Source organism: Dyella ginsengisoli (genome assembly GCF_044904665.1).
GTDB lineage: Bacteria > Pseudomonadota > Gammaproteobacteria > Xanthomonadales > Rhodanobacteraceae > Dyella_A > Dyella_A ginsengisoli.
The window spans coordinates 234,218-247,772 of the sequence record NZ_JADIKM010000003.1 but is presented as its reverse complement, the minus strand read 5'-3'; the positions used below and the strand labels follow the sequence as shown (position 1 = coordinate 247,772).

At 68.6% G+C, this 13,555-nt stretch carries 14 protein-coding genes; all 14 read right to left on the bottom strand.

The window, feature by feature from the left end:
* Positions 1-3: 3 nt before the first annotated feature.
* The gene (nuoG, locus tag ISP17_RS11200; RefSeq protein ID WP_404633131.1) at positions 4-2,328 is read right to left on the bottom strand and encodes an NADH-quinone oxidoreductase subunit NuoG; all 2,325 of its coding nucleotides are present in this window, start codon (positions 2,326-2,328) and stop codon (positions 4-6) included.
* A complete protein-coding gene (gene nuoF / locus ISP17_RS11195; RefSeq protein ID WP_404633129.1) occupies positions 2,328-3,653 on the bottom strand; it encodes an NADH-quinone oxidoreductase subunit NuoF in 1,326 nt (441 codons plus the stop codon). The genes nuoG and nuoF overlap by 1 nt, the downstream gene beginning before the upstream one ends.
* Before the next feature lie 10 nt (positions 3,654-3,663).
* Complete coding sequence (gene nuoE, locus ISP17_RS11190; RefSeq protein ID WP_404633127.1) at positions 3,664-4,191, bottom strand: NADH-quinone oxidoreductase subunit NuoE; 528 nt, start codon at positions 4,189-4,191, stop codon at positions 3,664-3,666.
* Positions 4,192-4,210: 19 nt separating this feature from the next.
* Positions 4,211-5,467 carry an NADH-quinone oxidoreductase subunit D gene (locus ISP17_RS11185; protein ID WP_404633125.1) on the bottom strand — a complete coding sequence of 419 codons (1,257 nt, stop codon included), beginning with the start codon at positions 5,465-5,467 and terminating at the stop codon, positions 4,211-4,213.
* Positions 5,468-5,469: 2 nt separating this feature from the next.
* Positions 5,470-6,198, bottom strand: a complete 729-nt coding sequence (locus ISP17_RS11180) for an NADH-quinone oxidoreductase subunit C (protein WP_404633123.1) — start codon at positions 6,196-6,198, stop codon at positions 5,470-5,472.
* Between the two features lie 13 nt (positions 6,199-6,211).
* Positions 6,212-6,769: a NuoB/complex I 20 kDa subunit family protein gene (locus ISP17_RS11175; protein ID WP_404633121.1), complete on the bottom strand. Its 558-nt coding sequence runs from the start codon at positions 6,767-6,769 to the stop codon at positions 6,212-6,214.
* Complete coding sequence (locus ISP17_RS11170) at positions 6,760-7,116, bottom strand: NADH-quinone oxidoreductase subunit A (RefSeq protein ID WP_404633119.1); 357 nt, start codon at positions 7,114-7,116, stop codon at positions 6,760-6,762. Before ISP17_RS11170 ends, ISP17_RS11175 begins: the two co-directional genes overlap by 10 nt.
* 249 nt (positions 7,117-7,365) lie before the next feature.
* Positions 7,366-7,719, bottom strand: coding sequence for a PilZ domain-containing protein (locus ISP17_RS11165; RefSeq protein WP_404633117.1), 354 nt, complete (start codon positions 7,717-7,719; stop codon positions 7,366-7,368).
* 86 nt (positions 7,720-7,805) lie between these two features.
* Positions 7,806-8,729, bottom strand: coding sequence for a PIG-L deacetylase family protein (locus tag ISP17_RS11160; RefSeq protein WP_404633115.1), 924 nt, complete (start codon positions 8,727-8,729; stop codon positions 7,806-7,808).
* 32 nt (positions 8,730-8,761) lie between these two features.
* The gene (gene holB / locus ISP17_RS11155) at positions 8,762-9,697 is read right to left on the bottom strand and encodes a DNA polymerase III subunit delta' (protein WP_404633113.1); all 936 of its coding nucleotides are present in this window, start codon (positions 9,695-9,697) and stop codon (positions 8,762-8,764) included.
* On the bottom strand, positions 9,694-10,326 hold the full coding sequence (gene tmk, locus ISP17_RS11150; protein WP_404633111.1) for a dTMP kinase: 633 nt from the start codon (positions 10,324-10,326) through the stop codon (positions 9,694-9,696). The genes holB and tmk overlap by 4 nt, the downstream gene beginning before the upstream one ends.
* Positions 10,323-11,378, bottom strand: coding sequence for an endolytic transglycosylase MltG (gene mltG, locus ISP17_RS11145; RefSeq protein WP_404633109.1), 1,056 nt, complete (start codon positions 11,376-11,378; stop codon positions 10,323-10,325). Before mltG ends, tmk begins: the two co-directional genes overlap by 4 nt.
* Positions 11,375-12,199, bottom strand: a complete 825-nt coding sequence (gene pabC / locus ISP17_RS11140; RefSeq protein WP_404633107.1) for an aminodeoxychorismate lyase — start codon at positions 12,197-12,199, stop codon at positions 11,375-11,377. The genes mltG and pabC overlap by 4 nt, the downstream gene beginning before the upstream one ends.
* Entirely contained in the window at positions 12,199-13,548 is a 1,350-nt protein-coding gene (locus ISP17_RS11135) for an aminodeoxychorismate synthase component I (RefSeq protein ID WP_404633105.1), read from the bottom strand. The genes pabC and ISP17_RS11135 overlap by 1 nt, the downstream gene beginning before the upstream one ends.
* Between the last annotated feature and the right edge of the window lie 7 nt (positions 13,549-13,555).

Below are 13,555 nucleotides of genomic sequence, written 5' to 3'. Positions count from 1 at the left end.
GGCTTAAGCCTTGCTCAGGGTGAGGGACGCGCCGTAGGCCGGTAGCGTCGCGGTGAGATCGTGTGCCGCCTCGATCCACGCAGCGCCATCCGGCACCGCGCTATCGACCACCACCGGCAGCACGGCGTTGCCCAGACGCACCGAAGCGCCATCGACGACGCCTTGGCGGGCGGCCTCGTCCGCGTTCATGCGCACGGCCGGCGCACGGTTGAGCGGATGGGCGTTCAGCGCGGCGGCGCGGCGCAGCACCGCATCGACGCGATAGATCGGCCAGTCGGCCAAGCGGCTCAGCCCGACCGCCGCGGCGCGCGGCGCCAGGCCGTTCGCCGCAGCGGACGGACGCTCGACCATCCCCGCCCGCAGCCCGGCAAGGTCGTCGAACTCGAAGCCGGCAAACTGCATCAGTCCGCCGAGCGCCCGCAGCACGCGCCAGCCGGCGCGGGACTGGCCCGGCGCCTTGGCACCCGCCAGCTGCTGCTGGGCGACGCCATCCACATTCACCAGCGTGCCCTCCGATTCCGGCAGCAGGGCGATCGGCAGGATCACGTCGGCCACGTCACGCAGTGCCGGGCTCGCATAGGCGGCGAACGCCACCACGCTGTCGGCGGCCAGCAGCGCCTTGAGCGCAGCGTCGCCATCGGCGAAGTCGTGCGGCGGCTCCACGCCGTACAGCACGTAAGCCTTGCGAGGTTTGGCCAGCATCGCCTGCGCGTCGAGGCCGCCGTTGCCCGGCAGCACGCCGGCACGGCCGAGGCCGATCGCGTTGGCGCCCACCGGCAGTTCGTTGAGCGCAGCGCCGGTCGCTTCGGCAATGAAGCGTGCAATGGCGCGCAGCCAGGAGGCCTGCGGGTGGGTCACCGCCAGCTCGCCCAGCACGATCACTGCGCTGCCGCTCTTGAGCGCAGCCACCGCATCGGCATCGCCCTGGTCCGACGAAGCGCCGCCCACGGCGTCGGCGAGCGCCGCCGGCGCCGAGGCACCCGCCGCCACGGCCGCATGGGCCAGCGACAACAAGGCATCGACCATTGCGTGGGGAGCGACTACGGCTTCACCAGCCAGCCGGTAGTTGAAGTCGAATGCAGCCGGGTTGACCGTGTAGACCTTCGCGCCCTTCTTCACCGCCTGATGCAGGCGATGGTTGAGCAGCGGCATCTCGTGACGCAGGTTGGAACCGACCAGCAGCGCCGCGCGCACCTTGGTCACGTCGGCCACCGGCATGGCGAACGCCGTCGCCACCGCCGCGTCGGCGAAATCGAGCTGACGCAGGCGGTGGTCGACGTGGGCGCTGCCCAGGCCGCGCGCCAGGCGCACCAGCAAGTCACCCTCTTCATTGGTGGTGGACGGATGGGCCAGCACGCCCAGCTCGCCGCCCGGCACCTTGCGCAGTGCCTCGGCAGCGAACGACAGTGCGTCGTCCCAGGTGGTCGCCTGCCACTGGCCGTTGCGCTTCACTTCCGGCGCGCTGATGCGGTCGGCGGCATACAGACCCTGGTAACTGTAGCGATCGCGGTCGGACAGCCAGCACTCGTTGATCGATTCGTTGTCGCGCGGCACCGTGCGCAGCACTTCGCCGCGGCGCGTGTGCAGCCACAGGTTGGAACCGAGCGCGTCGTGGTAGCCGATCGACGGCTTGGCCACCAGCTCCCAGGCGCGCGCCTTGAACTGGAACGGCTTGTTGGTCAGCGCACCGACCGGGCAGACGTCGATGATGTTGCCCGACAGCTCGGTCTCCACCGTCTTGCCGATGTAGGTGCCGATCTGCAGGTTCTCGCCGCGGTTCATGCCGCCGAGCTCGTAGGTGCCGGCGATCTCGCTGGTGAAGCGCACGCAGCGGGTGCACTGGATGCAGCGCGTCATCTCGGTGGCGACCAGCGGACCGATGTTCTCGTCGGCCACGGTGCGCTTGCGCTCGGTGTAGCGCGACACGCTGCGGCCGTAACCCATCGCCACGTCCTGCAACTCGCACTCGCCACCCTGGTCGCAGATCGGGCAATCCAGCGGGTGGTTGATCAGAAGGAATTCCATCACGTCCTTCTGGAACTTCAGCGCCTTGTCCGAGCGCGTCATCACCTTCATGCCCTCGGCCACCGGAGTGGCGCAGGCCGGCTGCGGCTTGGGCATCAGCTTGCCGCCCATCTCCACGTCGACCAGGCACATGCGGCAATTGGCGGCGATGGGAAGCTTGCGGTGGTAGCAGAAGCGCGGGATCGCCACACCGATGGCGTCGGCCGCCTCGATGATCATCGCGCCCTTGCGGATCTGGGTGGGCTTGCCGTCGATCTCGATATTGAGCAGATCGAGGGCGGGGGGCACTGGCTGCGCGCTCATCAGGCGGCGACTCCCTGGTTTGCTGCGGCAAGCTGGTCATCCACGATGGAGCGACCGTTGCGCACGAAGTATTCGAACTCGTCCCAGAAGTGGTGCAGGAAGCCCTGCACCGGCCAGGCGGCCGCTTCGCCGAAGGCGCAGATGGTGTGGCCTTCGATCTGCCCGGCGACCGCCTTCAGGCGATGCAGGTCGTCCTCGGTGCCCTTGCCTTCCACGATGCGGCTGAGCACGCGGTACATCCAGCCGGTGCCCTCGCGGCACGGCGTGCACTGGCCGCAGGACTCGGCGTAGTAGAAGCGTGCGATGCGATGGCAGGCCTTGACCATGCAGGTGGTCTCGTCCATCACGATCACCGCGCCGGAGCCCAGGCCCGAACCGGCCTTCTGCAGGCTGTCGTAGTCCATGGTGCACTCGGTGATCATCGCCGCCGGCAGCACCTTCATCGAGGAGCCGCCCGGAATGACCGCCTTGAGCTTGTTGCCGTTTCGCACGCCGCCAGCCATCGCCAGCAGGTCGTTGAACGAGGTGCCCAGGCGAATCTCGAAATTGCCGGGCTTGTTGACGTGGCCGGACACCGAGAACACCTTCGGGCCACCGTTGTTCGGCTTGCCAAGATTGAGGAACCACTCCGCGCCGTTGCGCAGGATTGCCGGCACCGACGCGTAGCTCTCGGTGTTGTTGATGGTGGTGGGCTTGCCGTACAGGCCGAAGTTGGCCGGGAACGGCGGCTTGAAGCGCGGCTGGCCCTTCTTGCCTTCCAACGACTCCATCAACGCGGTCTCTTCGCCGCAGATGTAGGCACCGGCGCCGAGCGCGGCATGGATGTCCACGTCGATGCCGGTGCCCTGGATGTTCTTGCCCAGCAGGCCGGCCGCGTACGCTTCCTTCAGCGCTTCCTCGAAGTGCTCGAACGGCTCGTGGTGGAACTCGCCGCGCAGGTAGTTGTAGGCCACCGTGCTGCCGGTCGCGTAGCAGGCGATCGCCATGCCCTCGATCACCGCATGCGGGTTGAAGCGCAGGATGTCGCGGTCTTTGGCGGTGCCCGGCTCGGACTCGTCCGAGTTGCACAGGATGTACTTCTGCATGTCGCCCTTGGGCATGAAGGACCACTTCAGGCCGGTCGGGAAGCCTGCGCCGCCGCGGCCGCGCAGGTTGGACTTCTTCACTTCCTCGACGATCGAGGCCGGGTCCGGCTTCTCGGCGAGGATCTTCCTCCACGCCTTGTAGCCGTCCATCTGGACATAGCTGTCCATCGACCACGGCGTGTCGAAATGCAGCGTGGTGTAGACAACCTGGTGTTCCTGCGGAGCGGGTCCGACTGCCATTACCGATGCCTCACTTGAGCCCGTCGAGGATCTGGTCGATCGATTCGATCGTCAGAAACTCGTGATAGTGGCCGTTGACGGTCATCGCCGGCGCGCGCACGCACGCAGCGATGCATTCCTCTTCCTTCTTCAGGTAGACGCGTCCGTCCGGCGTGCTTTCGCCCAGCTTGATGCCGAGCTTCTCCTCGCAATGCCGCACCAGGTCCTCGGCGCCGTTGAGCCAGCACGAGATGTTGGTGCAGATCGCCACGTTGTTGCGGCCCACCGGCTTGGTCTCGAGCATCGAGTAGAAGCTCGCCACCTCGTAGGCCCACACGGCAGGCAGGTCGAGGTACTTCGCCACCGCGGTGATCAACTCATCGGTGAGGAACCCGTGGTTCTGCTCCTGCGCCGCGAACAGCGCCTGGATCAGCGCCGAGCGCTTGCGATCCGGCGGGAACTTGGCCACCCACGCATCGATGTGATGGCGGGTGTGGTCGTTGAGTACGACGAGCGGGTCGACGTTCCTGACCTGGTCGTAATGTCCGGTGGCTTTCATGGGAATCTTTTCCTCCGGCTCAGCGATCGACTTCGCCGAACACGAGGTCGTAGGTACCGATCATCGCCACCACGTCGGCCAGCATGTGGCCGCTCACGATGGGATCGATCGACGAAAGGTGCGCAAAGCCCGGCGCACGCAGATGCACGCGGAACGGCTTGTTGGCGCCGTCGGAGACCAGGTAGCAGCCGAACTCGCCCTTGGGCGCCTCGACCGCGCAGTAGGTCTCGCCGGCCGGTACGCCGTAGCCTTCGGTGAACAGCTTGAAGTGATGGATGAGGGCTTCCATGTCCTCCTTCATCTCTTCGCGCGAGGGCGGCGCGACCTTGAAGTTCTTCAGCATCACCGGGCCGGGATTGGCGCGCAGCCACTTCACGCACTGCTGGATGATGCGGTTGGACTGGCGCATCTCTTCCACGCGCACCAGGTAGCGGTCGTAGCAGTCGCCGTTGACGCCGACCGGGATGTCGAAATCCATCTGTGCGTACTTGGCGTAGGGCTGTTTCTTGCGCAGGTCCCAGGCCACGCCGGAGCCGCGCAGCATCGCACCGGTCATGCCCCACTGCTGGGCCAGCTCCGGGCTGATCACGCCGATGCCGACGGTGCGCTGCTTCCAGATGCGGTTGTTGGTGAGCAGCTCCTCGTACTCGTCGACCTTGGACGGGAAGTCCGCGGTGAACGCGTCGAGGAAGTCGAGCATCGAGCCTTCGCGCCAGCTGTTCAGGCGCTTGAGGTCGGCGCCCTTGTGCCAGGGCGACTCGCGGTACTGCGGCATCTGCGCCGGCAGGTCGCGGTAGACGCCGCCGGGACGGTAGTAGGTGGCGTGCATGCGCGCGCCGGAGACCGCCTCGTAGCAGTCCATCAGCTCTTCGCGCTCGCGGAAGGCGTACAGGAACACCGCCATGGCGCCGAGGTCGAGCGCGTTCGAGCCGATCCACATCAGGTGGTTCAGGATGCGGGTGATCTCGTCGAACATGGTGCGGATGTACTGCGCGCGCTCCGGCGCCTCGATCCCCAGCAGCGTCTCGATGGCACGCACGTAGGCGTGCTCGTTGCACATCATCGACACGTAGTCCAGGCGGTCCATGTAACCGATCGACTGGTTGAACGGCTTGGACTCGGCCAGCTTCTCGGTGCCACGGTGCAGCAGACCCACGTGCGGGTCGGCGCGCACGATGGTCTCGCCGTCCATCTCCAGCACCAGGCGCAGCACGCCGTGCGCGGCCGGATGCTGCGGGCCGAAGTTCATCGTGTAGTTGCGGATTTCCTGGGCCATTCTCAGTTCTCCCGCCAGTGGTCGGCGGCTTCGGCCTTGGCCTGCAGCAGGTCGGCGTCATCGCGGATGGTGCGCGGCACCAGCACGCGCGGCTCGATCGATACCGGTTCGTAGATCACGCGCTTCTGGTCGGGGTCGTAGCGCACCTCGACGTTGCCGATCAGCGGGAAATCCTTGCGGAACGGATGGCCGACGAAGCCGTAGTCGGTGAGGATGCGGCGCAGGTCCGGATGCCCGTCGAACAGAATGCCGTACATGTCGAACGCCTCGCGTTCGAACCAGTTCACACCCGGCCATACGCCAGTCAGCGAGGGCACCATTGGCAAGGTGTCGTCTTCGGCAAACACGCGCAGGCGCAGGCGCTGGTTGTGCTCGATCGACAGCAGGTGGATCACCGCCGCAAACCGGCGCGGATCGCGCCCGGGATGCGGGCGGCCGGCCCAGCTGAAGCGGCCCATCGCCTCGCCTTCCACGCCGCGCGAGAAACCGTCGCCGGCGGCGGTGTTGGTTTCCCACTCGGTCTGGCCGTAGCCGAGGTAGTCGATGCCGCACAGATCGATCAGCTCGCTGAAGCGGAACGACGGCTCGTCGCGCAAAGCGGTGGCCACGGCCAGCAGGTCGGCCGCGCGGACTTCGGCGGTCACTTCGCGACGTGCGACGCTGATCGAGAGCATGTCGCCGAAGCGGGCCGTGAGGCGTCCGGCGAGCGAGGTGTCTTGCGTATCAGTCATGGGGCAAGCGCCTTCAGGAACGCGCGATGGTGCTGGTGCGGCGGATCTTCTTCTGCAGCTGCAGGATGCCGTGGATCAGCGCCTCGGCCGTCGGCGGGCAGCCGGGCACGTAGATATCCACCGGCACGATGCGATCGCAGCCGCGCACCACCGAGTACGAGTAGTGGTAGTAGCCGCCGCCGTTGGCGCAGCTGCCCATCGAGATCACCCACTTCGGATCGGGCATCTGGTCGTAGACCTTGCGCAGCGCCGGGGCCATCTTGTTGACCAGGGTGCCGGCGACGATCATCACGTCGCTCTGGCGCGGGCTGGGGCGGAAGATCACGCCGTAGCGGTCCAGGTCCAGACGCGCGGCACCGGCGTGCATCATTTCCACCGCGCAGCAGGCCAGGCCGAAAGTCATCGGCCACATCGAGCCGGTTCGCGCCCAGTTCATCAGCGCGTCGACCGAGGTGGTGGCGAAGCCGCGCTGCACGATCGGGTTGTCGCCGGCCGGACGCAGGATGTCGTCCACCAGGTTCAGCGGCTGCGGGTTGTGCATCACCCGGTCGAGGGAAGACATCACTCCCATTCCAGTGCTCCCTTCTTCCAGACGTAGGCGAAGCCGATCACCAGCAGCAGCAGGAACAGCGCCATCTCGATCAGCGCGGTGAGGCCGATCGACTGGAACACCACCGCCCACGGAAACAGGAAGGCGATTTCCAGGTCGAAGATGATGAACAGGATCGCCAGCAGGTAGTAGCGCACGTCAAAGCGCATGCGGGCGTCCTCGAACGCTTCGAAGCCGCACTCGTAGGGCGCAAGCTTTTCCGCTTCGGGCCGGCGCGGGCCGGCGAGCAGACCGATGGCGAGCAGCACCAGGCCGAGGCCGGTGGCGACGCCGATGAACAGCAGGATGGGCCAGTATTCGGCGAGCACGATGCAACGTACCTCCGCGCCCGCGGGCGCATCAGTGACCGTGAGGAAGACGGTCCGGGAAGTGGCTTCAGCGAAAAGCGATGGCCGCGAGAGGCTCCATCACGATCACCCACGATCCATCGCAGGCGTCCGACCGGCCACGATCTGGTTCGGGGATCACACTATTGTATCAGTGCGGGCAGGTGACACGACAAGTATTCGGGTGCGGCAAATGACCGTGCATCAGCACAGCGCCGCGCCCCGCGGCGATCACATGGTGCTGGTTGCGCGATCGGAGGCGGTCATGCCGGCGAGCAGGTTTTCGATGCGCTGGCGCGCCACCTCGCCGTCACTGGACTCGTTGAAGTGCACGCCGATACCGGCGGGCCGGTTGCCTTGGGCACCGACCGGGCTGATCCACACCACCTTGCCCGCCACCGACATGCGCTCGCTTTCGTCGATCAGGCTGATCAGCAGCACAACTTCGTCACCCAGCGCGTAACGCTGGGTGGTCGCCGCAAACAGGCCGCCATTCTTGAGAAACGGCATGTACGCGCTGTAGAGCGACGGAATGTCCTTGATCTTCAGCGAGATGATGCCCTGGCGGGCGACGACCGGATTCATGCCTGCTCCTGGCGAACCATCCGCATGCGGGATGGATAGTGCATCGTAACGATGCCCGTCGACATGCGCAAAGCGCGCATGCCCGCTCAGTGCGGCAGTTCGCACCAGCCCCAGTGATCGAAGATCCACGGCGACGGCAGCCGCCCCTGCAGTTTGGCGAATCGCGGTTCGCCCGACTGCGCTGGCGAGGGCGGCAGCCAGTAGTCGCCATCGCCCGAGCGCACCCACGGCGCGCGCGACCATGGCCACACCCCGCCGCCCACGGCATCCGCGATGGTGAGTGTCAGGTACGGCCACGCTGGGCGTGACGGGTGCCAGGGCAGCGGCAGCCTGCCGCACGCCGCGGCCAGCGGTCGGTAGCGCTCGGCGCGCGCGGCGAGGCGCGCCATCCGCCCGGCGCTCAACGCAAGCTGGCTGGCGTGGCAGGCCAGCGCCTCGCACTTGCGTGCCTGCATCTCGGCGTCGACCGGCACGGCGAAGGCATCGTCCTCGACCAGCGGCGCACCGTGGACCCGATACAGCCACGTGGTCGCAGCCACGTGCCGGCCCAGCATGGCCAGCCGCATCAGGACGTGTGCCGCCGAATGGTCGGGATGACGATCCTGCAGCTCGGGCATCGCCACCAACGTCGGACTGAAGGTATCGAGCACCGCGCGCAGGGTCGTCAGCGACGCGGGAAGCTCCTGCTGCACGCGCCGCGTAAGCCCTTGATCGGGCCACCCCAGTGCGGTCGCCGTGTCCTCCTCCAGGCCGAGAACTCGCATTGCCGCACCGAGCTCGCGACGCCGTCGCGCGGCCCAGCGCGTGCGATCGACGGCGCCAATACGCACGCGCCGCTCCAGCCAGCGCTGCGGCCACGGATTGTTGTCGCCATCGCTCAGCAGCAACACGTGCACCGCGCCACCCGCGGCGAGCACGTGCTGGATCAGCAGGCCGGTGGCCAGCGTCTCGTCGTCGGGATGCGGTGCCACCACCAGCAGACGCGTCTGCGCGGAAAGGGACTGCAGCATGGGCGAGGCCAACCGGCTGGCGGTGCGGGCGCTCAGCGCCAGCGGGCCAGCAGCTCCAGCAGTGTCAGGTCGCCGCGCAACGGGCCGCGCAACGACTCGCGCGCACGGTTGGCGCTGGCGTACCAGTCCGCCAGCGCCGCCGGCTCGAGGGCACTGGCCAGCGGACCGGCCGCGCCGGAAAGTTTCGCTTTCGCTTCCTCGGCCACCGCCTGCGCGGCGAACCAGACCCGCTGCGCGGGTTCGCTGTCCAGCCAGCGGCGCACCACATCCATCGCCTCGCCGCGACCGGCGGCCAGTGCGGCGAGATCCTTGCGCACCTCGCGACGTCGATCGAGCGAGCCCTCCTGCGCCCAGCGCTGCGCCAGCCCGGGGTTGCCGCCCGCCGCCTGCAGCGCTGCGGCCGCGTCGGTCACGCCCTGCGATTCCAGCCAGGCCAGCGCCTGCTCGGCCGCCGGCAGGTGGAACTCGACACGCTGGCAGCGGCTGCGGATCGTCTGCGGCAGCCGCCACGGCGCGTCGGCGACCAGCACCAGCATGGTCTGCGCCGCCGGCTCCTCCAGCGTCTTCAGCAGCGCATTGGCGGCGGCCCCGTTGAGTGCATCGGCCGGATCGATGCTGGCGATCTGCCAGCCACCGAACTGGCTGGACATGGCCAACCGCGCCGACAGCTCGCGGATCTGGTCGATCACGATCTCGCTGCGCTGCACGCCGTCCTTGCGCAGGCCGTAGGTGAGCGTGACGCGATCTGGGTGGGTACCCGCGGCCTGCAACGCACAGCTGCGGCAGTGGCCGCAGGCCTCGCCATCGACCGGCTGCAGGCACAGCAGTCCACGCACGAAGCGCTCGGCAAAGGCGCGCTTGCCCAGGCCTTCCGGGCCACAGATCAGCAGCGCGTGCGGCATCGCCCCACGCGCGCGGCGCGCCTGCAGGCGCGCCCAGTGTTCATCCTGCCAGGGCATGCCGCTCATGCGGCGCGCTCCAGCAGCGGCGCCAGTGCGGCGATCGCCGCCGCCAGCACCTGCGCCGGCGTGCCGCCGGCATCGATCACGCGGAAACGCTGCGGCTCGGCATGCGCCCGCGCCCGGTACACGGTGCGCACGCGCTCGAAAAATGCATCCGCCTCCGCCTCGATACGATCGGCATCGCCGCGCCCGGCCGCGCGCGCGCGGCCATCGGCGACGGGGAGATCCAGCAGCAAGGTGAGATCGGGGATGACGCCCGCACACGCCCAGGCTTCCAGCGCCGCGATGCGCTCCATCGGCTGGCCGCGGCCACCGCCCTGGTAGGCATAGCTGGCGTCGGCGAAGCGGTCGCAAAGCACCCACTGCCCGGCATCCAGCGCCGGCGCGATGCGTTCGCGCACCAGTTGCGCACGCGAGGCGAACATCAGCAGCAGCTCGCTCTCCGCGCTCATGCCACGCATGGCCGGATCGAGCAGGATCTGCCGCAACGACTCGCCCAGCGGCGTGCCGCCGGGCTCGCGTGTCTGCAGCAGGTCGATGCCCTGCCCCACCAGGTGATCGCGCAGGCCGGCCAACAGGGTGCTCTTGCCTGCGCCTTCGCCGCCTTCGAGGCTGATGAACATGCCTCGCCTCATCGCTGGCACCGCTTGAGCTGGTAGCAGGCGACGTTGTGGTTGTGCTCGGCCAGCGTGCTGGCGAACACGTGCGTGCCGTCGCCGCGCGCCACGAAGTAGAGCTCGCTGCCCTGTGCAGGGTGCAGCGCCGCCTCGATCGCTGGCTTGCCCGGCAGGGCGATCGGCGTGGGCGGCAGGCCGGCGCGGGTGTAGGTGTTGTAGGGGGTGTCGGTGGTGAGGTCGCTGCGCCGGATGTTGCCCGCGTAGCTCGCCCCCATGCCGTAGATCACGCTCGGATCGGTCTGCAGCAGCATGTGGTTCTCCAGCCGGCGCACGAACACGCCGGCGATGCGCTTGCGCTCGTCGGCGCGACCGGTCTCCTTCTCCACGATGGAGGCCAGGATCAACGCATCGTACGGCGTCGCCAGCGGCAGGTCGCCGTCGCGGCCGGGCCACAGCGCATCGAGCGTCCTGCGCATGGCGGCGTGGGCGCGCCTGAGCAGGTCCAGATCGCTGTCGCCCTTCACGTAGGCATAGGTTTCGGGCAGGAAGCGCCCTTCCGGCGCCTCGCCCGGCGCGCCGATCCTCTGCATCAGTGCGGCGTTGTCCATGCCGGTGGTGAGGTGCTGCAGCTTGCCGGCCTTGTCGAGGGCGGCGCGCAGCTCGGCGAAGGTCCAGCCGTCGACGATGGTGAAGTCGTGCTGCAGCACGCGGCCGCTGGCCATGTCCTGGAGCAGCGCGCGCGGCGTGATGCCGGGCGGCAGCGCGTACTCGCCGGCATGCAGCTTGCCGGCCACCTGCATCCGCTCGGCCAGCGCGCGCCAGTACAGCGGCGGCGCATCGCTCAGCCCCTGCCCGCGCAGCTGCGCCACGATCTGCTTGAAGCCGCTGCCCTTGGCAATGTCGATCGAGCTGCCGGCCGCCTGCACCTGCAGTGGCGTGCGACTGAAGCGGTCCAGATCGTGCCACAGCCAGCCGGCACCGCCCGCGACAGCCAGCAGAACGATCACCACCAGCATGCGCCAGCGCGCACCGCCCCACATTCCACCACCACTCATGCCCGCACGACTCATGCCTGCTCCAACGGAAAACCCAGGTCGCGCCAATGCTGCTGAAGCGCGCGCGTCACCGGACCTGGGGCGAAGACCTTATCGCCGACGGCCTGAACCGGCAGGATGCCGCGGACGCTCGACGTGAGGAAGACCTCGCTCGCGTCGAGCAGCTCGTCCAGGCGCAGATCGCGCACCTGCGCACGAACCTGCGTCGCCAGCACTTCGGCCCGCGCCACGCCGGCCACGCCGCAGCGCTCCAGCGCCGGTGTCACCAGCGCGCCGTCGATCACCGCGAAGACGTTCGCCATCGTGGCGCAGATCACGCGGCCTGCCCCGTCCAGCAGCAGGCCTTCGGCGATCGCCGGATCGTTCCATTCGGCCCGCGCCAGCACCTGCTCCAGCCGATTGAGATGCTTGAGACCGGCCAGGCGCGGCTGTTCCGCCAGTCGCAGGGCGCAGACCCGGACGCGGATGCCTTCCGACGCGGCGCGTGCGTCCAGCGGCGGCATGGGAAAGGCCGCCACGATGCGCGTCGGCTGCTGGATTGCGGGCGGCGCGTAACCGCGCGCGCCCTCACCGCGCGTTACCGTGATGCGCACGACCGCCGCCTCCATGCCGCTGGCGACGGCCTGCAATTCGGTAGCGAGAAGGCGTGGATCAGGCGCCGGCAAGCCGAGGCGCGCGCAGCCCTCGGCCAGTCGCGCCATGTGGTGCGGCCACAGCGGAGCCACGCCGCCGACCACGCGCACCGTCTCGAACAGCCCGTCGCCGTAGAGCAGCCCACGATCGCGCGACGACAGCGTGGCGCCGGCTTGCCCGTTGATCAGCTCGCGCACGGCCATCAGCCGGCCACGCCCAGCGCCCGCAACAGGCCGCGTGCCTTCGCGCGCGTCTCGTCGAGCTCGTTCATCGCCACCGAGTCGGCCACGATACCGGCGCCCGCGCGCAGGCTGACGCTGGTGCCAATCTGGGTCAGCGTGCGGATGAGAATGTTGAGGTCCATGTCGCCATTGCGGTCGAGATAACCGAGCGCACCGGTGTAGGCACCGCGCGGGGCATCTTCGAGCGCGGCGATGATCTCCATGCAGCGCACCTTGGGGCAGCCGGTGATGGTGCCGCCGGGAAAGGTGGCGGCGATCAGCTGGCCCGGCGTCACCTCGGGCCGCAGCCGACCGCGCACGTTCGACACGATGTGGTGCACGTGGGTATAGCTCTCCACCACCATCAGCTCGTCGACCTCCACCGTACCGGGTACGCAGACGCGGCCGAGGTCGTTGCGCTCCAGGTCGATCAGCATGACGTGTTCGGCGCGCTCCTTCGGGTGCGCACTCAGCTCGCGGATGCGCGCCAGCTCGTCATCGCCGGCCACGCGCGGACGGGTGCCGGCGATCGGACGCGTCTGCGCCATGCCGCCACGCGATTCCACCAGCCGCTCCGGCGAGGAGCTGGCGACGGCCCAGCCCGACTGCTGCAGCAATCCGGCGAACGGCGCCGGATTGGCGCAGCGCAGCGCGTCATACAGCGCGACCGGCGGCGGAGCCTCGGCAAACTCGGCGCGCCACGCGCGCGACAGGTTGACCTGGAAAATGTCGCCCGCGCGCAGGTGCTCATGGATGCGTTCCACGCCGTCCAGAAAGCGCTCGGGCGGGTCTTCCAGCAGCGCGGTAGGGACAGCGAGCGGCGGCAGCGTGTCGACCCGGGCCAGATCCGCCTCCAGCTGATCGAGCAGATGTTCGCAGCCCGGTTCGGCCACCAGCACGGTATGGCCGGCAGCATGGTCGACGATGGCCGCCGCTGGACAGCGCAGCGCGCATGCCAGCGGCAGCGGATCGGGCGCTCGCAGCCGCAGGCGCGGCTCGATCTGGCCGACCAGCTCGTAGCTCAGGAACAGCAGCCAGCCGCCGTGGAATGGCAGCGTACCGGTCTCGTCACGCGCGGTGCGCACGGCGAGCCACTGCGCGTCCAGCACGTCGAGGAAGCGACCCTCGTGCACACGCCCGTCCTGGTCGCGCACCACGCCGTCGCCATGCACGGCCAGCGACTCGTGGCCGGCCATGAAAAGGATGTCGTAGCGCGACTGCGGCGTGCCGTGCACCACGCTCTGCAGCAAGCCTGGATAGCGCTGCGCAAATGCAGCGGCCGGCGCGAGCAGGTCGCGCCGGCCGCCAAGGATGCGGCGATGGCCGTCCATCCGCCGC